General features: G+C 69.0%; 21 protein-coding genes and 3 pseudogenes. 9 read left to right on the plus strand and 15 right to left on the minus strand.

The genetic code is table 11. From position 1 onward, the window contains the following. Positions 1–10: 10 nt before the first annotated feature. Positions 11–239: pseudogene (locus ABZ370_RS11550) on the plus strand (site-specific integrase); the annotation flags it as partial. Positions 240–295: 56 nt separating this feature from the next. On the opposite strand, the gene ABZ370_RS11555 reads toward ABZ370_RS11550, so the two are convergent. From ABZ370_RS11555 to sigK, 4 genes and pseudogenes are all read right to left on the minus strand, one after another. Further along, the gene (locus ABZ370_RS11555; RefSeq protein ID WP_358619198.1) at positions 296–1066 is read right to left on the minus strand and encodes an alpha/beta hydrolase; all 771 of its coding nucleotides are present in this window, start codon (positions 1064–1066) and stop codon (positions 296–298) included. Next, a pseudogene (locus ABZ370_RS11560) lies at positions 1063–1401 on the minus strand (DUF1295 domain-containing protein); the annotation flags it as partial. The pseudogene ABZ370_RS11560 and the gene ABZ370_RS11555, both read right to left, overlap by 4 nt. A gap of 91 nt (positions 1402–1492) precedes the next feature. After that, a complete protein-coding gene (locus tag ABZ370_RS11565; RefSeq protein WP_358619200.1) occupies positions 1493–2248 on the minus strand; it encodes an anti-sigma factor in 756 nt (251 codons plus the stop codon). Further along, positions 2245–2832, minus strand: coding sequence for an ECF RNA polymerase sigma factor SigK (sigK, locus tag ABZ370_RS11570; protein ID WP_358619202.1), 588 nt, complete (start codon positions 2830–2832; stop codon positions 2245–2247). The genes ABZ370_RS11565 and sigK overlap by 4 nt, the downstream gene beginning before the upstream one ends. 229 nt (positions 2833–3061) lie before the next feature. On the opposite strand from sigK, the gene ABZ370_RS11575 reads away from it, so the two are divergent. The 3 genes from ABZ370_RS11575 (at position 3062) to ABZ370_RS11585 (ending at position 6928) form a co-directional block, all read left to right on the plus strand. Next, positions 3062–4834: a molybdopterin-dependent oxidoreductase gene (locus ABZ370_RS11575; RefSeq protein ID WP_358619203.1), complete on the plus strand. Its 1773-nt coding sequence runs from the start codon at positions 3062–3064 to the stop codon at positions 4832–4834. Between the two features lie 59 nt (positions 4835–4893). After that, the gene (locus ABZ370_RS11580) at positions 4894–5550 is read left to right on the plus strand and encodes a fasciclin domain-containing protein (protein ID WP_358619204.1); all 657 of its coding nucleotides are present in this window, start codon (positions 4894–4896) and stop codon (positions 5548–5550) included. A gap of 139 nt (positions 5551–5689) precedes the next feature. Next, on the plus strand, positions 5690–6928 hold the full coding sequence (locus ABZ370_RS11585; RefSeq protein ID WP_358619206.1) for a hypothetical protein: 1239 nt from the start codon (positions 5690–5692) through the stop codon (positions 6926–6928). A gap of 582 nt (positions 6929–7510) precedes the next feature. On the opposite strand, the gene ABZ370_RS11590 is transcribed toward ABZ370_RS11585, so the two are convergent. Continuing rightward, entirely contained in the window at positions 7511–8284 is a 774-nt protein-coding gene (locus ABZ370_RS11590) for a TIGR03084 family metal-binding protein (protein WP_358619208.1), read from the minus strand. 161 nt (positions 8285–8445) lie between these two features. After that, a complete protein-coding gene (locus tag ABZ370_RS11595) occupies positions 8446–9405 on the minus strand; it encodes a helix-turn-helix domain-containing protein (RefSeq protein WP_358619209.1) in 960 nt (319 codons plus the stop codon). Between the two features lie 71 nt (positions 9406–9476). Between ABZ370_RS11595 and ABZ370_RS11600 the strand changes: the two genes are divergently transcribed. Continuing rightward, a complete protein-coding gene (locus ABZ370_RS11600; protein WP_358619211.1) occupies positions 9477–10217 on the plus strand; it encodes a DJ-1/PfpI family protein in 741 nt (246 codons plus the stop codon). Between the two features lie 6 nt (positions 10218–10223). Here ABZ370_RS11600 and ABZ370_RS11605 read toward each other — a convergent pair. The 6 genes and pseudogenes from ABZ370_RS11605 to ABZ370_RS11630 form a co-directional block, all read right to left on the minus strand. Next, a pseudogene (locus tag ABZ370_RS11605) lies at positions 10224–10547 on the minus strand (ATP-binding protein); the annotation flags it as partial. A 557-nt stretch (positions 10548–11104) separates the two neighbouring features. Continuing rightward, positions 11105–12358 carry a HAMP domain-containing sensor histidine kinase gene (locus ABZ370_RS11610; RefSeq protein ID WP_358619213.1) on the minus strand — a complete coding sequence of 418 codons (1254 nt, stop codon included), beginning with the start codon at positions 12356–12358 and terminating at the stop codon, positions 11105–11107. 1 nt (position 12359) lies between these two features. Next, entirely contained in the window at positions 12360–13106 is a 747-nt protein-coding gene (cseB, locus tag ABZ370_RS11615) for a two-component system response regulator CseB (RefSeq protein WP_358619214.1), read from the minus strand. Positions 13107–13235: 129 nt separating this feature from the next. Then, a complete protein-coding gene (locus ABZ370_RS11620) occupies positions 13236–14801 on the minus strand; it encodes a serine protease (protein WP_358619216.1) in 1566 nt (521 codons plus the stop codon). Positions 14802–15412: 611 nt separating this feature from the next. Next, positions 15413–15613: a hypothetical protein gene (locus ABZ370_RS11625; protein ID WP_358619218.1), complete on the minus strand. Its 201-nt coding sequence runs from the start codon at positions 15611–15613 to the stop codon at positions 15413–15415. A gap of 152 nt (positions 15614–15765) precedes the next feature. Next, on the minus strand, positions 15766–16587 hold the full coding sequence (locus tag ABZ370_RS11630) for an SDR family NAD(P)-dependent oxidoreductase (protein ID WP_358619220.1): 822 nt from the start codon (positions 16585–16587) through the stop codon (positions 15766–15768). 116 nt (positions 16588–16703) lie between these two features. Between ABZ370_RS11630 and ABZ370_RS11635 the strand changes: the two genes are divergently transcribed. Beyond that, positions 16704–17321: a TetR/AcrR family transcriptional regulator gene (locus ABZ370_RS11635; protein WP_358619222.1), complete on the plus strand. Its 618-nt coding sequence runs from the start codon at positions 16704–16706 to the stop codon at positions 17319–17321. A 195-nt stretch (positions 17322–17516) separates the two neighbouring features. On the opposite strand, the gene ABZ370_RS11640 is transcribed toward ABZ370_RS11635, so the two are convergent. The 3 genes from ABZ370_RS11640 to ABZ370_RS11650 all read right to left on the minus strand — a co-directional run bounded on the left by ABZ370_RS11640 (position 17517) and on the right by ABZ370_RS11650 (position 19162). Further along, positions 17517–18035, minus strand: coding sequence for a helix-turn-helix domain-containing protein (locus ABZ370_RS11640; protein WP_358619223.1), 519 nt, complete (start codon positions 18033–18035; stop codon positions 17517–17519). Positions 18036–18195: 160 nt separating this feature from the next. After that, entirely contained in the window at positions 18196–18846 is a 651-nt protein-coding gene (locus ABZ370_RS11645; RefSeq protein WP_358619329.1) for a nucleotidyl transferase AbiEii/AbiGii toxin family protein, read from the minus strand. Then, positions 18836–19162, minus strand: coding sequence for a hypothetical protein (locus ABZ370_RS11650; RefSeq protein WP_358619225.1), 327 nt, complete (start codon positions 19160–19162; stop codon positions 18836–18838). The genes ABZ370_RS11645 and ABZ370_RS11650 overlap by 11 nt, the downstream gene beginning before the upstream one ends. Before the next feature lie 1106 nt (positions 19163–20268). On the opposite strand from ABZ370_RS11650, the gene ABZ370_RS11655 reads away from it, so the two are divergent. Genes ABZ370_RS11655 through ABZ370_RS11665 form a run of 3 tightly spaced genes read left to right on the plus strand, consistent with a single transcriptional unit; the run spans position 20269 to position 25639 of the window. Further along, the gene (locus ABZ370_RS11655) at positions 20269–20637 is read left to right on the plus strand and encodes an SseB family protein (protein WP_358619227.1); all 369 of its coding nucleotides are present in this window, start codon (positions 20269–20271) and stop codon (positions 20635–20637) included. 2 nt (positions 20638–20639) lie between these two features. After that, entirely contained in the window at positions 20640–21197 is a 558-nt protein-coding gene (locus tag ABZ370_RS11660) for a hypothetical protein (RefSeq protein WP_358619228.1), read from the plus strand. After that, positions 21194–25639 carry a DUF6531 domain-containing protein gene (locus tag ABZ370_RS11665; protein WP_358619230.1) on the plus strand — a complete coding sequence of 1482 codons (4446 nt, stop codon included), beginning with the start codon at positions 21194–21196 and terminating at the stop codon, positions 25637–25639. Before ABZ370_RS11660 ends, ABZ370_RS11665 begins: the two co-directional genes overlap by 4 nt. Positions 25640–25669: the final 30 nt, after the last annotated feature.

The following is a 25669-nucleotide window of genomic DNA, read 5'->3' on the forward strand; positions in this document are numbered from 1 at the left end:
CACGCCCGGAGTCACCCCGCCCAGAGTGCGCACGTGGCGCGCTGAGCGGCTGAAGGCCACCGGGGAAACGACCGTCGCCAAGTCGTACCGGCTGGTGAAAGCCATCCTGGAAACCGCAGTTGAGGACGAACTGATCCACCGCAACCGTGCCCCGGATTCGAGGGTCGGGCAGGGAGTCGGCCCCTGGGTGGCCCGTCGCCACCGTGGATCAGATGGACGACCGCGCGCTGAGCTCCGCAGGGGCTGGAGGCCGCCTTGTGGGTGCAAGCGCCTGTCGGGGCGGACATTGGCCCTCTCATGCGTGGTCGGCAGCGCATCCGCAGTGTGTGCCGTGGGACGGCAACGGGGTCCGGTTCAGGATGGCTCCGACCAGGTCCGTGGTGAGCTGGTGCCAGTGGCGGGCGTCGCGGAGCATGGTGTGGCCGCCGCGCCGCATCGCGATCGTGTGGGCCCGGGCGCCCGCGTGCCGGGCCCGCTCGGCGAAGAGCCAGGAGTGCTCGGCTTCGGTGATCCGGTCGTGCTCGTCGTGCAGGACGGCGATGGCTTTGCCGCGTAGATGGGCGACCGGTTCGTTCGGCGGGCACCACGGTGCGAGCGCGATGATGCCCAGCACCGAGGGGTGTCCCCCGGCCAGGAGCGCCGCGCGGCCGCCCATGGAGTGGCCGACCAGGACGACCGGCAGGCCGGGGGCGAGCCCGGTGGGTCCGGTGAGCTGGTCGAGGGCGCCGCGGGCGTCGTGCGCGGCGTCGGCGCGTGGTCCGTTCCACCCTCGGCACCGGTAGCGCACGGAGGCGAGCACCAGTCCCCGTTCGTCCAGGGTGCGCGATATCGCGGTGCGGAAGGGGCGCATCCGCAGGGCCGGCAGGTTGAGCGGCGGGGGAGGGGCGAGGCCGTCCGCCTTCCCTCCGTGCAGGAAGACCACCGCGGCGCGTGGGGCGGACGGCTGGCCGTGCACGATCAGCGGACGGTGGGATGCGCGCTGTACGCGGTCGGCGTCCGGCGACGCGGCATCCGGCGACGCGGGGCCCGGCGCCGCGGGGCCCGCGGGGGCTTCGTCTTCGCTCATCGTTCCGTTCCCCTCCCGGGCCTGTCCCGGTGCGGCGGCAGCGGGAAGAACCCGCTGGTCCGAGCGGTGTACTCGGCGTACCCGGGGCGGTCGGCCAGGTGGTTCTCCAGCAGCCGCTGTCCGCTGCCCCGCGTCAACAGGTATGACATCACCAGGGGCGAGACGACCGATACGGCGGCAGCCTGCCACGTACCGCAGGCCAGGGTGAACAGGCCCCACCACACGAGGAAGTCGCCGAAGTAGTTCGGGTGCCGGGTCCAGGCCCACAGGCGGCGGTCCATGATCCGCCCCTGGTTCGCGGGGTCTGCCTTGAAGCGGGCGAGCTGAAAGTCCCCGGGGGGCGAGGGCGGAGCGGATTGGTCAGGGAACGGAGCGGTCCGCGCAGGCCCGCGCGTCTGCGGACCCGCGCGTCTGCGGGCCCGCAGGTCACAGAGGCACGACGGCCAGCGGCGCACTGGTCGGCTTCGCGGAACCGCCCCGCGGTTCCGCCGTGACGCCGACACCGTCCGCCCCGTGCGGACCGCCGGTGAGGAACACCGCGCCCGTGGCGCGACCGGGTTCGAGGAGCCCCGCGGGGACCATCCTGCCGTTGCGGCTGTACCACAGCTCGTACACACCGGCTTTCCGCAGCGTCGGCAGGCCGTGGTAGACGAACGCCGCCCGGCCCAGCCGCCGGGAGACGACCACCGTGCCGCTGCCACCGCCCTTGAGCGCGGTGGCACGGAAGGTGGTGTCCGACGCCGCCATGAGCGCGCTCAGCCCGTCCGCCCGACGCTCGGCCCGGTCGGTCCGGGCCCGCTGCCCGTCGGCGTCGTGACGGGCGTCCAGGACCAGGCCGCCCGCCACCACCGTCAGCGCCAGACAGGCCGCGGTCACCAGATACGGCAGCCGCATCCGCAGCCACCGCCGCCGGGCCGCCAGGGACACCATCGGCGCCTTGCGGACTTCCGGCGGAAGCTGCCGGACCTCGGGCAGCGCCGCCATCACCTTCGCCCGGAGCCGGGCGGGCGGTTCCTCCGCTACCGCCCGCGCCAGCCGGGCCGCAGTCGCCCGCAGCTCCCGGACCTCCTGCGCGCAGGCGTCGCACCCCGCCAGATGACGGTCGAACTCCGCCGCCTCGCGCCCGGTCAGCGCGTCGAGTGCGTAGGCGCCCGTCAGCGTGTGCAGATCCTCCGTGGTCATGACGACACCCCCAGGCAGTCGCGAAGACGGATCAGCCCGTCCCGCAGCCGGGTCTTGACGGTCCCCAACGCCGCCCCCAGCAGCTCGGCGGTCTCCCGGTACGTGTAGCCGCGGTAGTAGGCGAGCGTCACCGACTCCCGCTGCAACTCGGTGAGCTGATCCAGGCAGCGGCGTACCTGCTCACGCTCCAGACGCCGCTCCACCCGCTCGCTGACCTCGTCGAACAAGGGGCTGTAGTCCCGAGCCGCGACCTTGTGCTCGCGGTCCGTCGCGGCCTGCGCGGAGCGCACCCGGTCCACGGCACGTCTGTGGGCCAGCGTGATGATCCACGTCATGGCGCTGCCGAGGCCCGGGTCGAACCGGGCGGCGTGACGCCAGACGTCGATCAGGGCCTCCTGCGCCACCTCCTCCGACTGGGCCGGGTCGCGCACCACCTTGCGCACCAGGCCCAGAACCGCGCCGGCCACCGTCGAGTACACCGTCTCGAACGCCTCTTCGTCGCCCCGCGCCACCCGTTCGAGCAACGACTCCAGCGCACCGGGACCCGGTGCCGCCGATCGGTCGCCGCGTGCTGCCACACGCATGGACACCTCCGGATTGTGGGTCTGAACAGCAAGTGCTTCGGCGCCGGGCGCGGAGCGGATTGGTCGGGCCGGACCATCGTGCCCAAAGAGTTTTCGGATGGGCCGCCGAGTAATTCACTGCGTCATGAGGTGGCCACGACGCCGCCCCGACGCCACATGGAGCAGAAATTCTTCGGAGTTACCGGCACCTTGGATTGGTGGGGAAATGCCCATTCCCTCGAACGGGTGAATGACCAATCCGCGCAGGTCGCGGCACCGGATTCCCCGTGTGAGCGATGAACTGACGACATCAAAGCGCCGGAAAGTGCTGCGGCTTGCCGGGCTGGGCCCGTTGAGCGGTCTGCTGGCGGGCTACGCCGCGCTCACGGTGGCCGAGCTGGTGTCGGCCGGGGTGCGTCCCGAGGCGGGTCCGGTGATCGCGGTGGGCGGCGCGGCGATCGACCGGACCCCGCCCTCGGTGAAGGACTGGGCGATCCGCCACTTCGGGACGGACGACAAGCTCGTACTCCAGCTGGGCATCCTCGCCGTACTCACCCTCCTCGCGATCGCCCTCGGCGTCGTGGCCGCTCGCCACCGGCGCACCGGCGCGGCCGGAGTCCTGCTGTTCGGCCTCGTCGGCGCGCTGGCGGCGACCGGCCGGCCCGACTCCACGAGCGCCGCCGACGCGCTGCCGTCGGTGGCCGGCGCCGTGGCGGGGGCGGCGCTCCTCCACTGGCTGGCCGGACACCTCCCACAGCGCGGCCGTCCGGCCACTGCCCGAGGGCCCGTACGAGAGCGCGACGCGACGGACACCGGCCCGGCCGCGCGCACCGATGCCCCGGCCGCGCGAGCCGACGCCCCAGCCGCGCGAACCGACGCCCCGGCCGCCCGGGCTGGTGAAGGCGCCCGGCCCGGTGAAGACGGCCTGCGCGCATGGGACCGGCGCGGCTTCGTCATCGCCGCGACCGCCGCCGCGGCCGCGTCGACGGGAGCGGGCGCGCTGGGCCGCTCACTCAACGCCGCACACGGCCGGAACGCGGTCGCCTCCCGCAACCGGATCGTCCTGCCCGCCCCCGCCTCGGCGGCGGCGCCCATACCCAAGCGCGCCGCGCTGCGCGTCGCGGGCGTCAGCCCGTTCATCACGCCCAACCACGACTTCTACCGGGTCGACACCGCCCTGGTGGTGCCCCGGGTCGACGCCACTTCCTGGAGCCTGCGCATCCACGGCAGGGGCGTCACCCGCGAGATGACGCTCTCCTATCAGGACCTGCTGCGGATGCCCCTGACCGAGCGGGACATCACCTTGACCTGCGTCTCGAACGAGGTCGGCGGACCGTACGCGGGCAACGCCCGATGGATCGGGGTACGCCTGGCCGATCTGCTGACCGAATGCGGCGTGAAACCCCCGTCCAAGGGCGGCCCGGCCGACCAGCTGGTGGCGAGGTCGGTGGACGGGATGACGATCGGCACCCCGGTCGACGACGTGATGGACGGCCGCGACGCGTTGCTCGCCCTCGGGATGAACGGAGAGCCGCTGCCGTTCGCGCACGGTTTCCCGGCGCGGATGGTGGTGCCGGGCCTGTACGGGTTCGTCTCCGCCTGTAAGTGGATCAAGGAACTCGAACTGACGACGTTCGACGCCTACGACCCGTACTGGGTGAAGCGGAACTGGGCGCGCCGGGCGCCGGTCAAGACCGAGTCGCGGATCGACACCCCCAAGCCCTTCGCGCGCCCCGAGCCCGGCCCGGTGATGGTCGCCGGGGTGGCCTGGGCCCAGCACCGCGGGATCGACAAGGTCGAGGTCCGGGTGGACGACGAGCCCTGGCGCGAGGCCGATCTGGCCGCGGAGGACACCCGGGACACCTGGCGCCAGTGGTCCTTCCCCTGGCAGGCCACCCCGGGCGGCCACACGCTCACCGTCCGCGCCACCGACCGCACGGGCCGGACCCAGACCCAGAAACGGACCCGCACCATCCCCGACGGCGCCAGCGGGTGGCATTCGGTGGTGGTCACCGTCGACTGACCAGCCCTTCCCCGCCCAGTCGCGACCCCGCACCACACCAACGAACACAAGGAGCAACCATGAACACCACCTCCCGCCGCACCCGCCGCGCATCCCTGGTTCTGGCCACGGCCGCGCTGCTGCCGCTGGCCCTGACGGCCTGTTCGGGCAGCGACAGCGACGACAGCGCCTCCGGCTCGAAGTCCTCGGCGCCGTCGGCCAAGCCGAGCGAGACCGCCTCGGACGACATGGCCACCATGGCCAAGCCGTTCGGCCCGGCCTGCGCGTCGGTGCCCAAGAACGGGGCCGGTTCCTTCGACGGCATGGCCAAGGACCCTGTCGCCACCGCCGCTTCCCATAACCCCGCCCTCTCGACGCTCGTCACCGCGGTCAAGAAGGCCGGCCTGGTCGACACGCTCAACAACGCCGAGAACATCACGGTGTTCGCACCGACCAACGACGCCTTCGACAAGATCCCCAAGGCCGACCTGGACAAGGTCCTGAACGACAAGGCCCAGCTGACGAAGATCCTCACGCACCACGTCGTGGGTGAGAAGCTCGCTCCGAAGGACCTGGCGAACGGCTCCTTCCCGACCCTGGAGAAGTCCAAGCTGACCACCTCCGGCTCCGGCGAGTCCTACCAGGTCGACGACTCCGCGAAGGTGGTCTGCGGCAACGTGAGGACCGCCAACGCCACCGTCTACATCATCGACAGCGTGCTGATGCCCAAGCAGTAACAGCCGACGTCAACGGGGGCGGCCGCTCCGCGATTCCGGCCGCCCCCCGGACCGCACACCGCCTGGTTCGGACCCGAAGGAAGACCCTGGTGGACGATTCAAGATGTCGCCCAGTTTGTTCGCATTTAGGGTGTATGTCATGAGTCGAATACACAAGATCGTCCCGTTGCTGACGGTCGTCGTATTCGTGTTATTGCATGTCTTCGCCTATCCGAGCACGCGCTTCGCCAACGACTCATACCGCTACGCTCGCTCTGCGTACGAGTTCTTGGGCGCCCCCCACGGGGAAGCCCAGGACAAAGCGCTGCGGGCCTACTGCGCGGACACCGCGGCGATGCTTCAGCGAAACCGGATGCTGCATCAGATCGAGTTCCGGGCCCCGGTGCGCCGCAATGAGTTCCAGGACTGCCTGACTCAGTATGCGGATGGCCTCAACCCCAGCAATCCGCAGTACGAGGCGATCTTTCACGCTCGTCCCGCCTATCCACTGCTGTCCGCACCGTTCGTCTGGCTCCTGGGGGCCAAGGCGGGGCTGACGGCCGTCGCCCTGGGTTTCACGGCGCTCGGAGGGCTGTTGGTCCTGGTGCTCCTGCGCGCGCTGCGTGCACCGCCTCCGGTGACATGGCTCGGTCAGTGCCTGTACTACGTCACGCCCATAGGGCTGTGGGGCAGTCGGCCTATGACGGAAGGTCCGGTGCTTGCCCTCATGGTGGCCATGCTGCTCGGGGCGGTGTGGCTGTGCCAGGGGCGGTGGGTGGCCGGGGCTCTGCTGTCCGTGGGGGCCTTCGCGCTGGGTTTCGCGGTCAAGTACTCAAGCTTCGTCCTGATGGGGCCATGCCTGGTAGCGGCGGGTGCCATGGCGCTGATGTTCGTTCCACAGGCCCGGCACAAGGGCACGCGCTGCCTGCTCATCGTCTCGCTCTTCGAGTCCCTGGTCGCCTTTGCGATGAGCAGGGTGCTCCGGTTGCCCGGAGTGGAGGCTTCGCTCCAGGACACCTTCTCCCTCCACTGGACATATTCCGAAGTCACCAACCCATGGCGGCTGTTGGTCCGGCTCGATGCCAACTACTGGTGGCAGTGGCTACAGAGAGAGGCATTGGCCCCCTCTCTGCTCCTGCTCTTGGTTCTGGGCACCTGGGGCGCGATGAGCCGCTCGGTGCCCATCGCGCTTTGCCTGATCGCCGTGGGGGGTACGGGCCTGCTGACGTCCGCGGCCCACCCGGTGGCGCTGGAGGGCGACCGGCTCTACGTGCAGGTGTGGTTGATAGTCGTCGTCGGGCTGCCCCTCCTGGTCGAGCGGCTGCGCATGAGCGGCGGGCCCTCCGACGCGCTGCCCGCGCGAAGTGATCCCCTGATGAAGAGCGACGGACGCCAGTGAGAAACAAGCGGAACAAAAGCCCCCGGCCGCTGGCCCTGGGCCACGCGGCAACTGCGGGAATGGCTCGCCTCGGAGGAATACAACCTCAATGGCATAGAACGCGACTTCCGGGGAGCTGACCTCTCGGGCGACGACTCCACGGTGATGCGTGGCCTGACAGGCACCGTTTTCGGGCCGGTCACCGTCTTCAGCGGCGAATCGCCCCGAGAACTGACCGGCACCGAACTCGAGGCATGGATCGCTGAGCGGGGTGGACAGGTGCGGGTAATTCCTCCGTACCGCACACCGCAGTAGGGCCACGCCCCGGAGTTCACGGCAGGGCAACGCAGGAGATCCAGGGAAGTTCGATGGCCATGCTGATGCGCGCGCCGGGAGAGCGCGGCTCGTGGTTCTGGGACCTGAACGACCTGGTGGCCCGGTCTGGAGCACCGCGCTCAGGACGGCGGGGCGTATGAGTGCGGTGCTCCAGAAGCACGCTTTCGATCGAGGTGCCGCTGATGCTCCGGGTACCGGGCGATGTGGGGGCTGGAGGGCAGATCGCGACCGTCACACATCGCGCATGACCAGCCACCCGACACGCTCTCAGAGGAAGACGCGCGCCACCTCCAGCCACTTCTGTGCGTCCTCGCCGGTCGCCGTTATGTCGGTCTCGGGCCAGGGGCGACGCCGGGTGACACGCAGGCAGAAGTCCATGGCGCTGCCCTGTACCCGTTGCGCGGCAGCCTCGGGGCCCCACACCCAGGTCCGTCCGTCAGGAGCTGTCAGCTCGACGCGGAAGGGCTCCACCGGCGCGGGCAGTCCGACGGCGGCGAAGGAAAGCTCCCGTCCCAGCACCCCCAGCGAAGCCACGTGCTTCAGCCGATCCGTCGGGTGGTGCGCGACGCCCACCGCGTCGAAGACGTCCTGCCCGTGTGCCCAGGTTTCCATCAGACGAAGGGGCACCATGAGGGCCGGGCTCACCTTCGACATGTACCAGGGGAATGCGTGGTCCCATGGCGTGTCGCGCAGTGCCGCCGCCAGTTCCGCTCGACCGGCTCGCCACTCGTCCAGGAGTAGCGACCGGGGTTTGGCCGCTCCCGCGGCGGCGGCCTTGTCGGCGTATCCGCTGCCTTCGGCTTCTGCCCGCTCGAGCTCGGCGCCGAACGCGTCCGGTGTGGTTAAGGCGCTGAGTGCGTTCGCGTCCGCCCACGCGAGATGGGCTATCTGGTGGGCGACCGTCCAGCCCGGTGCCGGCGTCGGTCTGGACCAGTCGTCCACGGCCCTGACCAGGACGTCAAGCTCATCGCCCTCAGCCACCAGGGCGGACAGGACACCGGCATCATCCACATCGGGGACGGCGAGGTTGTAGTTCAGCATGTGCGTCAGAATGCCACTCCTCCCTGACCAGCGAAGGTGGCGAGGCGCGTGGATTCGATGCGGGCAAGTGAACGACGGGGCGGAAGAGAAATCCCCACGATCAGTCTGGTGTGGGCCGGCGGCGGATACGCCAACTCCGTAACCGGCCACCCGACAGGCTCTCAGCGGCGGGTGAAGGTCTGGCGGTAGGCGGTTGGGCTGGTGCCGGTGGCTTTGTGGAAGCGGGCGCGGAGGTTTGCGGCGGTGCCGAGGCCGACGCGCCGGGCGACCTCGTCGATGCTGTGGTCACCGGATTCGAGAAGCTGTTTGGCGAGGTCGATGCGAGCGGTCAGCAGCCATTGTGCTGGAGATACGCCGACTTCTTCCACGAAGCGTCGGGCGAAGGTGCGCTCCGACAAGACCGCATGTTTCGCCAGTCGGCGGACCGGCAGCGGTTCGCCGAGGTGAGCCAGTGCCCACTCCCGGGTTCGGGCGAGTGACTGCCCGGACGTGTGAGGTATGGACCGCTTGATGTACTGGCTCTGACCACCGGTACGGTGTGGCGCCGCGACCGCGAGCCGAGCCGCGGTGTTGGCGGCGGCCGCGCCGTGGTCACGGCGGATGATGTGGAGGCACAGGTCGATCCCTGCGGAGGCGCCGGCGGAGGTAAGAATCTGGCCGTGGTCGATGTAGAGAACGTCCGGATCGATGAGTACGGCGGGGTGGTGTCGGGCAAGGCGGTCCACCGCCCGCCAGTGTGTCGTGGCGGTCAGCCCGTCGAGCAGGCCGGCCTCGGCAAGAGCGAAGACACCACTGCAAATGGACACGATGCGCGCCTCGTCGACATGGGCCTTGCGCAACGCCTCCAGCGCTGCGGCCGCGACGGGCTTGTCGATGTCATAGCCAGGGACGACGACAGTGTCGGCCTGCGCCAGAGCGTCGAGTCCATGGCTGACGTTCAGTGAGAAGCCATCGAAACTGCACACGGCTCCCGGCTCGGGTGCGCAGAGGACGATGCGGTAGTCATCGGGCAGGGCGCCGAACACCAGCAGTGGGACTCCCAGGTCGAAGGTCACTACACCCTCCAGAACCAGGACAGCAACGGTGTGGGGCACGCCGGCGGTAAGCGTAGAGGACTGCATGGCAGAAAAATAGCGCTTCCTGTCAGAGCTGCCACTCGATCAGAGATATTTCGACAACTAGCGTGGTCGGTATGAGCGAAGAGAATAACGCTGGAACCGAACGGCCGTTGGAAGTCGGTATGCTTCTTTTCAACGACCACACCACACTGGATTTCATCGGTCCGCACACGGCCTTCTGGGGCGCGGGCATGAAGGTCCACCTGATATCCAAGACACTTGAACCGGTTGTCTCCGACACCGGAGTGACCATCACGCCGACCGTCACATTCGATGACTGCCCCGCCCGACTGGACATCCTGTTCGTGCCCGGAGGGTCCGTCGACAAGGTGATGCTCGACAGCGCGGCCATCGCCTTTCTGGCCGACCGCGGTGCGACGGCCTCGTACGTCACCTCGGTCTGTACCGGATCACTCGCCCTCGCCGCGGCCGGGCTGCTCGACGGCTATCGCGCGGCAACGCACTGGTCCACCCGTGACCATCTGGCACGGCTGGGCGTCGCGGTGTCGACGGAGCGAGTGTGCATCGACCGGAACAGGTTCTCCGGCGGCGGCGTGACTGCGGGCATCGACTTCGGCCTCACGGTCATTGCGCACATCCTCGGGGAAAAGGCCGCGAAATTCTCACAGCTGGCCATGGAATACGACCCCAAGCCACCCTTCGACGCAGGCTCTCCCCAGGGCGCGGGACCCGAGGCGGTGGCGCTGTTCAATGAGTGGGCCACAAAGGCCGATGATGCTCTCCGACACTCCGTCTCCCATGTACTGGAGCAGCGGACGGCGGTGGGCGCGGGCACCGCGGGATGCCCGGCTTGATCGGTCTCAGTCCGTGCTGAGGGGAATCCGCAGCCGCACCCGGTAGCCGCCCTCGGCGGTCGGGCCGGACTCCAGGGTGCCGTGCAGGATTTCGGCCCGTTCTCGCAGACCGACCAAGCCCTGCTGCGAACCGGGGAGGGCCAGGGAGGGACGCGTGGGCGGGGTGTTGGTGACGGTTACCCCGGCGTCGTCGCCGTCCTGCCACAGCTCGACTGTGGCGGTGGCGCCAGGGGCGTGCTTGCGGACGTTGGTCAACGCTTCCTGGACCGTACGGTAGAGGGCCCGTTGGGCGGGTGTGCCCACAGTGGGCGGAAGCCCACCCGTCAGCTGCGCCTGAGGGTGGCGACCTGCAGGGCTCCGGCCCGTACGGCGATCAGGCTGACCCCGACGCATCGCCTACGCGGTGGTCGGCGGCTCTCTGGAGCCCACGCACCGCAGCAGCGCGGGTCCGGGACAGCCGACCGGACCCGCGCCCCGGCCCGATCGCGGCTCGCGACAGCTCCTGGTATCCGCTGTCGCCCGTGGCCCCACCGCTCGTTCTCGCCCGCGTCTGGAACGCCTGTACCGCAGTCGCCTTCGCGGTAATTCGGTTGCCCCGGCGAATTACTGATCTGTGGCGTCAGGTGCTGATGGGCGAGGCAAAGACGACGGTGATGTCTACCGCCTTGGTGCCGGTGCGGTAGAAGTGTGGGGCGTCCCCGGCGAAGGCGAGCATGTCGCCGGGGCACAGGTCCTGCGGGCCGCGTACCGCTGCGATCAGGCCGCCTGGCCGGGGAATCGGCGGCGGCCCGCCGTATCCCGGCGGAGGGGGGGGAACGAGTTTCTGGCCCGGCGCCTCGCGGCCAGGTTCCGCCGCAGAAGCCGTTATCGCGGCGTTCCGTGACGCGTCAGTCGGCTGCCGGGAGGCGAAGCGTGGCGACGGCCCCGCCGTCGGCCGCGTTGGCGAAGGACAGCGACGCCCCGATGACCTGGGCCTGGCCGAGCGCGATGGTCAGCCCGAGGCCGTGGCCCCGGCCGCGTTCCGACGCCCCGGTGCGAAACCGCCCAGGCCCGTCGGCGAGTAGCTCGCGGGGGAAGCCCGGGCCGTGGTCCCGTACGGTCACGCAGGTCCCCGCCACCTCGACCTCGACGGGTGCGCGACCATGCCGGTGGGCGTTGACGACCAGGTTGGCGACGATCCTGTCGAGCCGGCGCGGGTCGGTGTCGGCGGACAGGGCGCCGGCCGTGGTGAGCTGTGTCTGCAGCCCGGTGCGGACCAGCGACTCCCCGACCGCCTCGGCGAGCGGAACGGGTCTGAGGTCGGCCCGCTCGGCGCCCGCGTCGAGCCGGGAGATCTCCAGCAGGTCCTCCACCAGGGTCCGCAGTAGCGCGACCCGGTCCCTGACCAGTTCCGTGGCCTCCCCCTCGGCGAGCAGTCCGCTCGCGACGACCAGACCCATCAGCGGGGTGCGCAATTCGTGAGCGACGTCGGCGGTGAAGCGCTGCTCGGCCAGCAGCCGCCCGAGCAGGCTGTCGGCCATCGAATCGACGGTGGCGGAGATCTCGGCGATCTCGTCGCTGCCGCGTCCGGTCGCGGTCCTGGCGGCCAGATCACCGGCCGCGATCCGGCGTGCGGTCCACGCCACCCGCCGCAGCCTGCGGTTGGGCAGTTCCGCGGCAAGCGCCGACAGTGGTACGACGACGGCCAGCGCGACCAGGGAGTACTTCCACATGTGCCGGTCCAGGGCGCGCCGCGTGAGCAGGTCGGGCGTCATGTCGACCTCCACCGCCACGGGGCTGCCCCGGTACATCTGCGCGGCCCACATCGAGGGGTGGTCCCCGGGGCCGTCACCGTCGTACCAGGTGGCATACCCGTCCCTCAGACCCTGCGGGGCCCGGAGCCGGCGCAGCAGTTCGACAGGCATGGCCTCGGGCGACATCCGAAGGGACTCGGGTGGGGTGGCGTCCCGCTCGTGGTCCCGCAGGTCTCGGGACAGCTGCGTCACGGCCTTGGCCCTGCCGTCGTTCAGCGACCGGGCCAGGGTGCTGCGGTGGACCAGCACTCCGACGGTCAGCGCGATGGCGCAGCAGGCCACGGCGACAAGCGCAGCGATCTTCCAGCGCAGCGAACGCCAGTTCAGCAGGTCGCGCAGGACATCCACGTCAGCGCCGCAACTTGTAGCCGAACCCGCGGACGGTCTGGATCCGCTCGGCTCCGATCTTCCTCCGCAGCCGCTGGACGCACAGGTCGACCACGCGGCTGTCGCCGTCCCAGCCGTAGTCCCACACGTTGCGCAGCAGTATGTGCCGGTCCAGAACGATGCCGGGGTTCGCGGCGAACTCCAGCAGGAGCCGCAGCTCGGTGGGGGCCAGCACAACCGGTTCGCCCGCCTGGAACACCTCGAGGCCGGCGGTGTCGATGGTCAGGTCGCCGAAGACCAGCGGGGCGTGGTCGCCCGGGCGACCGAAGTCCTGCGGTACGGCCGGGGCGGCCGGGGCGACGGCGGGGCTGAAGGTCGCCCGCCGCAGCAGCGAGCGGATGCGGGCCACAAGCACCGCGGTGTCGACGGGTTTGACCACGTAGTCGTCGGCGCCCGCCTCCAGGCCGGAGACCACGTCCAGGGCGTCGCCGCGCGCGGACATCATCAGGATCGGGTCCATGCTGGTCTCTCTGATCCGGCGGCACAGTCCGATGCCGTCGAGGGCGGGCAGCATCACGTCCAGCAGCAGCAGGTCGTGGCGGCCTTCCCGGAACAGTTCGAGTCCGGTCAGACCGTCACCGGCGGAGGTGACACGGTAGCCGTAGCGCTCCAGTGCCAACGTGACCGATCTGCGGATCACCTCGTCGTCCTCGACGAGCAGGATCGTCACGGGCGCCGGGGCGGTCCCCCCGGCCACTGGAACCGACATCTCTCCCCATCGGACGCAGGTGGTGGAGGTCCATCATGCGACGGGGCATCCTGCCCTGCCGAATTCTGCCTCCACCGCGCCTACGCCTACGCCTGGGCCGGGTTCGCCGGTGACAGCGATCGGTCGGAGTCAGCGGGTCCGGGGCGTGGCACCGGTGAGGGTGCAGCCCTGGCGGGACAGGTCCAGTTTCGATCCCTTGGCCAGGCACTTCGTGATCGTGTGAACCTGCTGGCCATAGCTACGACCCTTTTGGGAGGTCACCTTCCCGTCCGGGCCCACTTCGCAGGGGTTGTTGTCGGTGCATTGCGCGCCGTCGTCGTTGTGCGTGTTGTGGATTCCCACGACCGTGGTGCCGTCGGGGGCCAGCAGCGCCGAACCGGAGTCGCCGTGCCAGGGGGCGCAGTTGTCGCTCGTGGCGTAGCGGATCGAGTTGTCCATCTGGTAGCCGCCCTCCCGCAGGTGGGGGACCACGGCCTCGGCGGTGCACTTGTGGCGTTGGCCGGCGGACGCCACGGTCAGCGAGTCGCCCGCGCGTACGGGGGCGGAGGCGAGTTGGAAGACTTTCGCGCGTTCGGCCTTCAACTGCGCGTAGGTCTTGTCCAGGCGGTAGAGCGCGATGTCGGTGCCGGTCATCGTCGCGTACACCAGGCGATTCGCACGGGCGGTGGCTTGGGTATAGCCCTGACGGTCGGCGATGGGCACTTCGCGGTCGGCCGGCTGGTCCACTGTCGCGGTTCCGGGCGCGGGCCAATCTCCTTGCACGCAGTGACCGTTGGTCAGCATCAGCGCCGGGTCCTGCGGCCGGGAGGCGGGGGTGCGGACCACCGAGCCCGCACAGCCGCTCAGGTCCGTCGTTCCTTCCATGTCCGGGATCAGATCATCGGGGGGCACGTCGGTACCCTTGATGATGCCGTTGATCCAGTCGGCGTGCTTGGTGACATCCGTGTACAGCGTCTTGCCGCTCTCGTCGGGGCCACTGACCACACCGGCCACCGCCCACTGGCCGCTGTCGCGGACCAGCGCGGGCCCACCGGAGTCCATGTTCGACGCGGTGACGCTGCCGTCGCTGCTACCGATACACAAGTCTCCGCCGCCCGGCTCGGCCGACGGACACTTCGAGATCGGCTGCACCACGGTGTCGGCCTCCCGCAACCGCGTAGAGAAACACGCCGCGTTGTTGATGTCGTCGCAGGTCATGCCCCAACCCATGATGCGGACGGGCGCGTTGTCCGGCGGAGTGTCCGAGGCGATCCGCACCGGCTTGGCCCGGACCGGGGTCCGCAGATGCATCAACGCCACGTCCCGGCCCCAGAACCCGCCCTCATCGCGACTGGTCGCCAGCCGGTAGTAGTGGTCGACCTCGGCGACCTCGCCGCCGGAGCCGGTGTCCAGTGACCCGACCCGGACCTTCCAGCCACGCGGGACACCCGCCTTCGCATTGGTCGGGTTCCTGCCGGCGCAGTGGCTGGCGGTCAGGACCCACTGCGGCGCGATGACCTCCACCCCACAGCCGTGCTTGTCCGGGTGCGGCGAGGCGGGGTACGAGGGCTGGAACGAGCCCATGAACGAGTAGGCCCGGGTGGACTCGGTGCCACCCAGGACGGCCTGCGCCGATGAGGGTGCCAGAAGCGTCGCGGCCAGCGCGATCCCCGTAGTCAGGGCGGCGGCCGCCCTTCGGCCTGTCGACGTGTGCATGAGCGGCTCCCCTTGCGTCTGCCGCCGGCCATCGCTACGGCGGGCTGGTGCGCGGGACAGCAGTCGGCCGCCCCGTCCGGCACCGAGCCTGGACCCAGCGGCTCTCCGGAGGGTCTCTCCCGCGTATCAGGCGCGGCGCGGCAACCGCTCAGTTGTGTATCGAGCGCGTCCGGAACAGGCCGGATGATGGCGTGGACACGCATGGGGAGCGGACCGCCGCTGTTGTCCGTCGCAGCGTGACGGGGGAGGCGGAGGCCCGGGTACGACATTTCCGCCAAGGCGGCCGGGCCCGCCTACGCCTGGCGCTGGGACGTGGAGATGTGGCCGATCGGCCGTCGTGACGACAGAGCGCGGTTCAGAGGAGTCGCTGTTGCCAGGCGCCGAAGGTGTCGCGAATCGCCGCAGCCTCTTCTCGACGGTGTATCCGGCGGCTTCGTAGCCAGTGGTGATCCGCTCCGCGGCTTGCTCCATCTCGCGGCTTGCCCTGTCGAACGGCGCGAAGAGGTCCACATCGTCACTGACACGGTTGACGATGTGGTGGGCCTGGACGGCGTAGCCGCCTGCGAGGGCGTATCCGTAGTCCTCGGCGAGAGCGTCCAGCCCGATGCGGATCAGTCGGCGGTGCAGCTCGTCCACGAGGCGGCCGCGGTCGTGGCGCCCGGTTCGCGGAGTGCGGGGAAGCGAGCCTCCCACGCCGTCTTGACCGGGACGGGGAGGAACAGGTCGTGCCACACCTTTCGCAAGGACATCGCGTTCAGATATGCGTTGAGATCCTCGCGCGTCTGCGCCTCACGGATGACACGCTCGTACATCAGCCGGAAGTCGGCCTCGTCGGCCAGGTCAGCCTGTCTGCTCTGCGGTCGACTCCGGCGGCTCCTGCCGGGACAGTGCGTTTCTCGGCATGCGCCCGCCCCGGCGACTGCGCAGCGGGGGCGGGCGCGGGGGCGTCGTGGCGCGGCCCCGGTCAGCCCGGGGCGATACGGCTGAGGTGCTCCCAGGACCGGTACAGATCCGCTTGGGCCCGGTCCATCTCCATGACGTGATCGAAGGACTGGCTGCCGACGATCAGCCGTCGGGGCGGGTCCGGCAGTGCGGCCAGCTCCATGATGACCGGAGCAGCGGTGTCTGGTTCCGGGGCGACGGCGTCGCCCCACATCGCCTCCATCTCGGTGCGCAGGGGCTGATACTGCGCCAGGGGTTCGGTGGTCGTGGTGCCGGCGGTGAACAGGCCGGTGTTGTAGCCGCCCATCTGCACGTTGGTGACCTTGATGCCGAACCCCTCGACCTCCATTGCCAGTGCCTCGCTGACCGAGTCCAGCGCGGCCTTGCCCGCGCCGTAGAAGCCGACGGTGGCCATGCCACCGCCGCTGCCCATCGAGGTGACCTGGAGGAGCCGTCCCCCGCCGTGGGCGCGCAAGTGAGGAAGGACCGCCTGAGCCACCCACACAGCGCCGAAGAAGTTCACATCCAGATGCGCCCGGATCTGCTCCTCCGTGGCTTCCTCCACCATGCCGTAGAGCATTCCGCCGGCGTTGTTGACGACGACGTCCAGCCTGCCGAACGCGGCTGCCGCCCGCTCCACTCCGTCGAACACGGTCCGGCGGTCGGCGACATCTAACGGAAGCGGGGCCAGGTGGTCGGGGTACTTCTCGGTCAGTTCCTCCAAGGGTTCTACGTTGCGGGCAGCGGCCACTACGCGATCGCCACTCGCCAAGGCGGCCTCGGCGAAAGCCCTGCCCAGGCCGCGGGACGCGCCGGTGATGAGCCAGACTCTTGCATTCGTCATGGTGCCTCACTCTCAGTAAACGAAACGGTTCGTATCGATTCGTTTTGAGTGTAGGACATCGCTCCTGGTCTATCAATACGGTCCGTCTCGTTTCGTTTCGAGGCTAGACTGGACGCATGTCCAACGAGAAGGGGCCGGACCACTCCCGGCGCAAGGAACGGTCCCGGCAGGCAATCCTCGCGGCCACCCGCGCCCTGGTCGCAGAGGAGGCGTACGAGAAGGTCACGGTCGAAGCCATCGCTGCCCGTGCCGGCGTCGGCAAGCAGACGATCTACAGGCGGTGGCCGTCGAAGAGCGCAGTCGTCTTCGCTGCCCTTCTGGCTCTGAGTGAGGATGCGGACGGGCAGTCGGTCGCGCTGCCGGACACGGGCGACCTCGAGGCCGACCTCAAGCTCGTCATGCGTGCCACGGCGGAGGAGTTCGCCGCCCCGGCCTTCGACAGGCTGATCCGGGCCCTCAACACCGAGATCGCCAACGATGCCGCGCTGGCGGCCGAGTACCGGGAGAAGCTGGCCCAGCCGCTGGAAGAGGCGAAGAGGGCGCGCTTGCGCAGCGCCCAGGAGGCCGGCCAGCTCGACGCCGACGCCGACCTCGACCTGGCCCTCGAAGTGCTCTACGCCCCCCTCTTCCAGCGGTGGCTGCACCGCAGCGGTCCGCTGACCGCCGCATACGCCGACTCGCTTGTCGACGCGACCCTCAGAGCGTTCGGTCCTCGTATGCCGCTCCGCAGATGACCTGCCCTCGACAGAGGCGGCTCACAGGCTCGTGACGGCTTGCCCGGTGAGTGCCACTCCTCCCGAGTCGTTGAGAACTGCCGCTCACGGTCCGGCCACACGACGCCCGGCCGAACCGCCGGTGCCGCCGGGCCGATCAGGTACGGCCCGTGCTTCCGGCCCTGCTGGGGCCGTACGAGGCTCTTCCGGGCAGCCCTACGCCTCTTCCGCGGGAATGGCCGGCCGCGTCGCGTAGCGGATGCGCATCGTGTCGCTGGCTGCGGGGCCTGCGGTGAAGACGTAGGCGGCGCTGTCGTCGAGTCGGCGGCCGGTTTTGGCGTCGACGACGACGGGCTCGACTTCCTCGCCGCTGTGCGCGTCGACGAGGATCATGCTGCGCTCCGTCCGGGTGAGGCGGGAGTTGCCCCAGGCGGCCAGGGCGACGATCACCGGGCGCAGGGAGTGCCCGAGTTCGGTCAGGACGTACTCGTGCCGGACGGGGCTGGTCTGGTAGGGCCGGCGCTCCAACAGGCCGTCCGCGACAAGGGTCTTGAGCCGGGTGGTGAGCATGCTGGAGGAGATGCCCAGGCTCTCCTGGAACTGGTCGAAGCGGGTGTAGCCGTCGAAGGCGTCGTGGAGGATCAGCAGTGTCCACCACTCGCCGACGTGTTGCACCGTCGTGGACAGCGGGCACTCCCGGTCCTCCAGCCTGATCCGGCTTGCCACGGCGACCATCCCCTCATTACGACGGCCCATCGTCCTCCGATTCGCGTTCCGACAAGCGCCGCCAGAGCGCCCACTACCGCTGCTATTCCCGCGTCCACGCCGCGGTGCCCGTCGAACGGTTCCGGGCCCGTAGACGAGCCCTCGGCCTGCGATGCGGAGGCATGCGGGGTCAGAGCAATTGCTGCTGCCAGTCGGCAAAGGTGGCGCGGATCGTGGCCGCTTGGTCGGCGTCGAGATCGTAGGCGGCGAACTGTTTGTCGCTGTACCGCTGGATGCGGCCGAGTGAGTCGGCGAACATACGGCGGTCGAATCCGGCGTCGTTCTGTGCGGCGAGCTCCATGAGCTGCTCGCGGGTGTAGCCGGCGCCCAGCAGCCCCGCGACGTCGATGGCGTCGCGGACCTCGGCTCGGGTGAACAGTGCACTGGTCTTGCCTGCAGCGACATCGTCGCGGTGCAGGACCGGACCCAGCTCGGATTCGACTGGTGCGTGGTGCAAGAACTCGGCGACGAGCTCCACCTTGCTCTGCGTGCCCGAGGCGGTGTCGGTGACGTTCAACCTGGTGTAGGTGGGGGTCAGATGGGCTTGCTCGACGGCGTATCCGGCGGCTTCGTAGGCGGTGGTGATCCGTTCTGCGGCCTGGCTCATCTCACGACTGGCTCTGTCGAACGGTGCGAAGAGGGCCACGTCGTCACTGACACGGTTGACGATGTGGTGGGCCTGGACGGCGTATCCGCCCGCGAGGCGTACCCGTAATCCTCGGCGAGGGCGTCCAGCCCGATGCGGATCAGTTGGTGGTGCAGTTCGTCCACTAGGCAGCAGCTGTCGTGCTGGACCCGTGGAGTTCGGGGAAGCGAGCTTCCCAGGCGGCCCGGATTGGGGAGGGCAGGAACAGGTCTCGCCACACTTCTCGCAGAGGCGTGGTGTGCAGATAGGTCTTGAGGTCGTCGCGCGTCTGGGCCTCGCGGATGACGCGCTCGTACATCAGCCGGAAGTCTGCTTCGTCGGCCAGGTCGTAGACGTAGTGCGGTCCCCAGTCGATGTGGCGCGGCAGGGTGACGCTGCCGGTCGTCGGCCCGTTCAGCTCGGCGAGCGATTCCGGCAGTACGTACGGCTTCGCCGCTGCATACCTGCTCATGGGTCCAGCATGCCTGATGGGACTGCCGAGGGCATCGGTAGTACGGATGAGCGCCCTAGGGAGTGAACGCGGAGGATGCCGGGGCGCGGAACGGTATCTGGCACGGAACGGGCACGGAGGCGTAGAGAGGTCTAGACAACAAAGAGGCCCGGGTCTGTGACCTGGGTCTTTCGCATGGAGCGGGTGACGAGAATCGAACTCGCGCTCTGAGCTTGGGAATCAACGACGCTTGTGGTGGCTGTATGCCGCTGACCAGCAAAAATGCACCAGCAGGATCCTGAAGGGCGGGCATGGCCGAGCCTACATTTACCGCTGCTTACCGCCCCGTAGGGCACGGATGGGGCACGAGGGGTTTCGGTATCTGCTGATCGTCACCGGTTTCACCTGATGACAGCGGTCTGCGCATGTGCGCCGTTCATGGCCACGGGCTGACTTGCACACGCAACCGGACATGCCCCGTCCGCCGTGGCGGGGGTGGTGTCGTGTGTTGACGAGCCCCCCATCAGCAGCTCGGCGCTTTTGAGCCCGGCCTCTGCTGGGGCTCCACGGCATTGGTCACGATGAGTAGCTATTTTGGGGTGGTTTGGAGGCTCTGGGGGCGGTGACGAGTTAGCGGATCGCGGAGGTCCTGCCGCTCTACAGCGGGACGACGATCTTCCGCGGGCAGACCGCTCCAAGGTCAGTTCTCCCCAGCGAGCCGGGAAAACCGGTGGGAAGCGTCCCGGAGTCGCCGGACGAGAACCCGCCCGGAGAGCCGCGGGTGCCTGCCCGGCGGGTATCCGGCGCACCTGCTCGTGCGGTCAATGAGCATCCGTACAGCCGAGGCGGTCGACAGTCTCGGGTCTCGTCCCCCCAGGTCACCTAAGATCAGATTGCCCAGTTCGGCAGGCGCGCCGGCATGGCCGAACCGTCGTACCGGACAGCCAACTGCTGACACCAGCATGCCAACTTCCCCGACAGAGTCGCTCACGGTGACACTGGCAACTGAGCCCCGTTGCTGAACTTCGTCATGTCGCGGTGTCCCGGGGCCTTGGCCGAAAAAGTCGCATGGCTGTGTCAGCATGCTTGCTGTGATGCGTACGGTGGCGTGACGGGAGGGGGATGGCATGTCGCTGCGTGACCTGGTGCGCCAAGAGGCCGCCGCGCATATGACTCCGGTGGAACGCCTCGCGCAACTGCGGTCCGCGCGGCTCTATTTCCGGCGGCCCGAGCAACCCGGCTTCTTCGTCTCGGAGACGGTGGAGGGACCGGTGGTGGCGGTCTTCACTTCCTGGGAGGGGCTTGCTCTGTTCGCGGGCGTATGTGACTGGGCATCCACCACCGCCGAGGATCTGATGGAGCAGCTGCCGGAGGGGGTCAGGGCGCTGGTCGATCCGCTGGGTCCGCATCCGTTCGTGCTGGACGCGGTAATGGCCGACGCGTCGGCGGATGCCGCTGGAGCGGCGCACGAGACAGCCGAAACCCGGGGGGAGTAGACGTGGCGGGGGATGAGGGAAGCGGCAAGGGCACTCCCGGCGGGAATGGCCCGGCGCCCGGTGCGGGGTACGCGGTGGAGATATCCGGGGTCCGCAAGGTCATGCAGCCGCTGGAGGAGTCCGTCGTAGCGGCCCGCAAGATCAAGGACGACTGGAAGGCGATGGCCGGGGATATCGACTTCGCGGCCACGATCGATATCGAGAAGCCCGCCAAGGACGTGCTCTCCAAGTGGGGCTACGGTATGGGCCGCATCGCCCAGCATACTGACGAGATCATTGAGACCTTGCGGCAGGTTCTCTCCGCCTACGTCATGGCCGACTTGCTGCGCATCAAGGACTTCTCCCCGACCGAGGACAACATGGCCAAACTTCCCGTCGGCGACCACGGTCTGCAGGTTTGGGATGAAGGGTACCGGGGCGAATTCGACTCCGCGCCGAAGAGCCTCCAGCAGCAGTGGGACGAAGAGCCGAAGCCGGAGAAGACGCCTCGGATCCGCCGCTTGGGGAAGGACCATGTCATCGACTGGGAGAGCGATGACAATCGGGGGCCCATCGCATGACCTCGAAGGACGCGACAGAGGGCGCCTCACCCGGTGCCACCGAGCGCATACCGCCGCACGCCAAGCCCAGCGATGTCATCATCGGCAGCCCCGGCAAGATCGATGACCTGGTCGTCAAGCTCCGCGCCTATGCGGAAGCGTTCGGTGACGGCAACGACAAGCTGGCTGTCCTCGTCCGTATGCCGTGGACGGGCGAAGCCGCCGAGGGCTTTGAGGGCGCCGTCAAAGCGCTTCCAAGGGAGCTGAAGGCGGCACGCAAGTACTTCAAGTCCGCAGCCAGTGCCCTGGACGCCTATGCCGACAAGTTGCGGTCCGTCCATAAGCGGCTCAAACCGATCATCGCGGATGCGGACGCCGCCCGTGCCGCGTCCACAAAGCACGCCGGTCAGGTGGAGAAATACAACGCGGCCGTGGACCGCAAGGACGACAACCTTCCGGACAAGCCATCGAACGAAGATCCCGGCTCCACCGCGCTCCAGGACTGCTATCGCCGTCTGGATCTCCTGGAGAAGGAACTTCAAGACGTCGTCGACATCTCCAAGAAACAGTTGGAGGCGGCGGCGGAGAAAGCCCCTGACGCGCCCAAGGGCTGGGACCGCGTCTATGAAAAGGGACAGAACTACCTCTACGGGGCGTGGGATACCGCGCGCGGCTTGTACAAGCATGGCGAATACCTGGTCGAGGACGGTTTCGGTGGCTGGTCCATGCAGCTTGCCGGAATGGCCGACGGCATCGTCTACGCGCAGGAACATCCCAAGGAGTTCGCCAAAGCCGCCGTCAACTGGGACGAATGGCAGCGCAATCCCGCCCGCGCGGCCGGCCAGCTGACCCCCGACCTGCTGCTCGCGCTGGCCACCGGCGGCGGGTCCGTCGCGCGCAAGGGCGCCTCTGCCGCCAAGGACGCCGCCAAGCGACTGGCCGGCCGCGAGCGGGCACTGCGCAGGGACGGCAGCGGGCGCGAACGCGCGGACAGCGAGCCGCACAAGAACGACAAGTGCAAAGGCGAGAAGTGCGGCCTCAACGAGCCGGTGGACGCCGCCACAGGGGAAATGTTCACCTCGGCGACGGACGTCGGGCTCCCCGGTGCCCTCCCGCTCGTGCTGGAGCGGCACTACGTATCGGGGCACCCGTGCGGCGGCTGGTTCGGCCCCACCTGGGCGGGGACGCTGGACCAACGGCTGGAGCTGGACGACAAGGGCGTCGTCTACATCGCCGACGACGGCATGGTGCTGACCTACCCCGTCCCCGAACCCGACGTGCCCACCCTCCCCACCAGCGGACCCCGCTGGCCGCTGTCCTGGGACGGCAAGCCGGACAGCACCATGACGATCAGCGCCCCCGAGCGCAACCGCACGCTGCACTTCACCCCGCTGCCCACCGGCGGATCGGAGCTGGCCCTCTCAGCGATCACCGACCGGGCGGGCAACCGCATCACCTTCGCCTACGACACGAAGGGCGCCCCGCAAGAGGTCACCCACTCGGGCGGCTACCGCATAGCTGTGGACACCGATCCCGAGCTGCTGCGCATCACCCGCCTTCGTCTGCTGCACGGCCAGGACGGAGAGCGCAGCACCACTCTCGTCTCGTACGCCTACGATGCGGCGGGCAATCTCGCCCAGATCATCAATTCCACGGGCGACCCGCTCCGCTTCCGCTACGACGACCAGCACCGCATCACCGCTTGGGAAGACCGTAACGGCACCGCGTTCGGCTACGTCTACGACCACCGAGGCCGGGTCCTGCGCACCGTCGGCCCCGACGGCACCTTCTCGGGACGCTTCCGCTACGACGAGGCAGCGCGCACCACCCGCTACACCGACTCCCTTGGCCACGAGTCGGTGTACGTCTACAACGAGGCGTACAAGATCGTCTCGGAGACGGACAACCTCGGTCACACCACCCGAACCGAGTGGGACGAGACCAACCGCCGCCCCGTGGCCGTCACCGACCCTCTGGGCCACACCACCCGTTACACCTACGACGACCTCGGCAATCCCACCCGCATCGAACGCGCGGACGGCACCGCCCTCACCGCCCTCCACGACGACGACTGCCTCCCGCTGGAGATCCGCGACCCGAACGGCGGCGTGTGGCGCCACGTCTATGACGACCGGGGCAACCGCACCTCCACCATGGACCCCACAGGCTCGGTAACCCGCTACACCTACAACGACGCGGGACACCTCACCGGGATCACCGACCCGCTGGGCCACACGACGACCGTCACGCCGAACGCAGCCGGCCTCCCGACCACCCTCACCGACCCACTCGGCCACACCACCCACGTCCAGCGCGGTCCCCATGGTCGCCCCACCGCACTCACCGATCCCCTCGGCAACACCACCTGCCACGGCTGGACCATCGAAGGCAAGCCCGCCTGGCGCGAGAACCCCGACGGCACCCGCGAAACCTGGGAGTGGGATGGCGAGGGCAACCTCGTCACCCACACCAATGCCGCAGGCCACACCACCTCCTACACCCACACACACTTCGATCTCCCCGCCACCCGCACCGACCCCGACGGCGCCCACTACGCCTTCACCTACGACACCGAGCTGCGCCTCACCACGGTGACCAACCCCCAGGGTCTGACCTGGGACTACACCTATGACGCGGCGGGCCGCCTCACCGCCGAGACCGACTTCAACGGCCGCACCCTCACCTACACCCACGATGCGTCCGGAAACCTCGCCTCCCGCACCAACGGCGCCGGCGAAACCCTGCACTTCACCCGTGACAACCTCGGCCGCACCACCGAACAACGCAGCGACACGGGCGAGATCACGTGGTATGCGCACAACGCCGCAGGCCACCTCCTTGAAGCGACCAACGCGGACGCCGAGCTGACCATCGAGCGGGACGCCCTGGGCCGCGTCCTGTCGGAAACGGTCAACGGCCGCATCACGACCTACGCGTACGACGCAGCGGGCCGACGCACCAAACGCACCACCCCGGGCGGACTTCGCTCCCGTTGGACCTACGACCCCGCAGGCCGCCCCACCCACCTCGACAACGTCGCAGGCACCCTGTCCTTCGCCTACGACGCGGCAGGCCGCGAAACCGAGCGCTTCCTGGGCGACGGCGTCTCCCTCACCCAGACCTGGGACACGTCCGACCGCCTCACCGCCCAGACCCTCACCCGCGCCCCGGAGGCTGCAGACCGCCTCCTCCAGCACCGCTCATACACCTACCGCGCGGACGGCTACCTCACCGAGATCCGCGAACTCACCTCCGGCACCCGCCGCTTCGACCTCGACCCGGTCGGCAGGGTCACCGCCGTGCAGGCTCACGGCTGGACCGAGACGTACGCGTACGACACGGCGGGCAACCTCACCCACGCCACGGCCCCGGACCACGACACCCCCGGCGACCGCGCCTTCACCGGCACGATCCTCCACCGCGCGGGCCGCACCACGTACGAACACGACGCCCAGGGCCGCCTGACCCGCCGCACCCGCAAGCTCCTCAACGGCCAGACCCGCACCTGGACCTACACCTGGAACGCCGAGGACCGCCTCACCGGCGCGATCACTCCCGAGGGCGAGCGGTGGCACTACACGTACGACCCCCTGGGCCGCCGCATATCCAAACACCGCCTCACGGACGACGGCACAGCGGCCGACGCCCTGCACTTCACCTGGGAGGACACCCGCCTGGCGGAACAGTCCACCCCGGACGGCGCCCAAACCACCTGGGACTACACCCCAGGCACCCACCGCCTCCTCACCCAGACCAACCGTGACCTGGGCACCTCCCGCTTCCACGCCGTCATCACCGACCTGGTCGGCACCCCCACCGAACTGGTCACCCCAGACGGCACCCTCGCCTGGCAACACCGCACCACCCTTTGGGGTACCCCCCTCCCCGCCCCCTCCGGTTCGGCCGACTGCCCCCTCCGCTTCCCCGGCCAATACGCCGACCCCGAAACCGGCTTCCACTACAACTACTTCCGCCACTACGACCCCGAAACGGCGCGGTACGCCACACCGGACCCGCTCGGCCTTCGGCCAGCCCCCAACCATCATGCCTATGTGCGCAACTCCCTCACCCGAATAGATCCGCTGGGGCTGGAATCTGGAGCAGGCGACGAAGATCAATACTTCTATCGCGGAGTCCCAAACGGGCACTATAAGTACGATGAGGCCAAACAGGGGCGCGCAGTGCCGCTGGGTGGTCACGATGATCCCGCAAGTCATAATGGAGGGAACACAAACAGCGAGTTCACCTCCTGGACCACGGACTTCGACGGCGTAGCGGTGGACGCGGCCGATGAATTGGGATCTGGAGGATTGGTTATGCGAATCCCGAAATCTGCCGTACCTGACTCAAGAATAGTGGAGTCACCCGACATCTACGGCGAAAGTGAGGTACTGATCAGAGGTGAAGTAACGGGGGCTCAGATATCCACCAACAACGGAAGGAGCTGGAAGTGTCCAGGTTGATCGAATCCCTCGAAAAGGCAATCGATCAAG

It is taken from the genome of Streptomyces sp. NPDC005962 (assembly GCF_040629205.1).
Lineage (GTDB): Bacteria > Actinomycetota > Actinomycetes > Streptomycetales > Streptomycetaceae > Streptomyces.

Excerpts from the sequence above, each read along its gene's own strand:
- ABZ370_RS11555 (WP_358619198.1), bottom strand. The coding sequence starts at position 1,066 with ATGAGCGAAGACGAAGCCCCCGCGGGCCCCGCGGCGCCGGGCCCCGCG.
- ABZ370_RS11565 (WP_358619200.1), bottom strand. The coding sequence starts at position 2,248 with ATGACCACGGAGGATCTGCACACGCTGACGGGCGCCTACGCACTCGAC.
- sigK (WP_358619202.1), bottom strand. The coding sequence starts at position 2,832 with ATGCGTGTGGCAGCACGCGGCGACCGATCGGCGGCACCGGGTCCCGGT.
- ABZ370_RS11575 (WP_358619203.1), top strand. The coding sequence starts at position 3,062 with ATGACCAATCCGCGCAGGTCGCGGCACCGGATTCCCCGTGTGAGCGAT.
- ABZ370_RS11580 (WP_358619204.1), top strand. The coding sequence starts at position 4,894 with ATGAACACCACCTCCCGCCGCACCCGCCGCGCATCCCTGGTTCTGGCC.
- ABZ370_RS11585 (WP_358619206.1), top strand. The coding sequence starts at position 5,690 with ATGAGTCGAATACACAAGATCGTCCCGTTGCTGACGGTCGTCGTATTC.
- ABZ370_RS11590 (WP_358619208.1), bottom strand. The coding sequence starts at position 8,284 with ATGCTGAACTACAACCTCGCCGTCCCCGATGTGGATGATGCCGGTGTC.
- ABZ370_RS11595 (WP_358619209.1), bottom strand. The coding sequence starts at position 9,405 with ATGCAGTCCTCTACGCTTACCGCCGGCGTGCCCCACACCGTTGCTGTC.
- ABZ370_RS11600 (WP_358619211.1), top strand. The coding sequence starts at position 9,477 with ATGAGCGAAGAGAATAACGCTGGAACCGAACGGCCGTTGGAAGTCGGT.
- cseB (WP_358619214.1), bottom strand. The coding sequence starts at position 13,106 with ATGTCGGTTCCAGTGGCCGGGGGGACCGCCCCGGCGCCCGTGACGATC.
- ABZ370_RS11620 (WP_358619216.1), bottom strand. The coding sequence starts at position 14,801 with ATGCACACGTCGACAGGCCGAAGGGCGGCCGCCGCCCTGACTACGGGG.
- ABZ370_RS11625 (WP_358619218.1), bottom strand. The coding sequence starts at position 15,613 with ATGTACGAGCGTGTCATCCGTGAGGCGCAGACGCGCGAGGATCTCAAC.
- ABZ370_RS11630 (WP_358619220.1), bottom strand. The coding sequence starts at position 16,587 with ATGACGAATGCAAGAGTCTGGCTCATCACCGGCGCGTCCCGCGGCCTG.
- ABZ370_RS11635 (WP_358619222.1), top strand. The coding sequence starts at position 16,704 with ATGTCCAACGAGAAGGGGCCGGACCACTCCCGGCGCAAGGAACGGTCC.
- ABZ370_RS11640 (WP_358619223.1), bottom strand. The coding sequence starts at position 18,035 with ATGGTCGCCGTGGCAAGCCGGATCAGGCTGGAGGACCGGGAGTGCCCG.
- ABZ370_RS11650 (WP_358619225.1), bottom strand. The coding sequence starts at position 19,162 with ATGAGCAGGTATGCAGCGGCGAAGCCGTACGTACTGCCGGAATCGCTC.
- ABZ370_RS11655 (WP_358619227.1), top strand. The coding sequence starts at position 20,269 with ATGTCGCTGCGTGACCTGGTGCGCCAAGAGGCCGCCGCGCATATGACT.
- ABZ370_RS11665 (WP_358619230.1), top strand. The coding sequence starts at position 21,194 with ATGACCTCGAAGGACGCGACAGAGGGCGCCTCACCCGGTGCCACCGAG.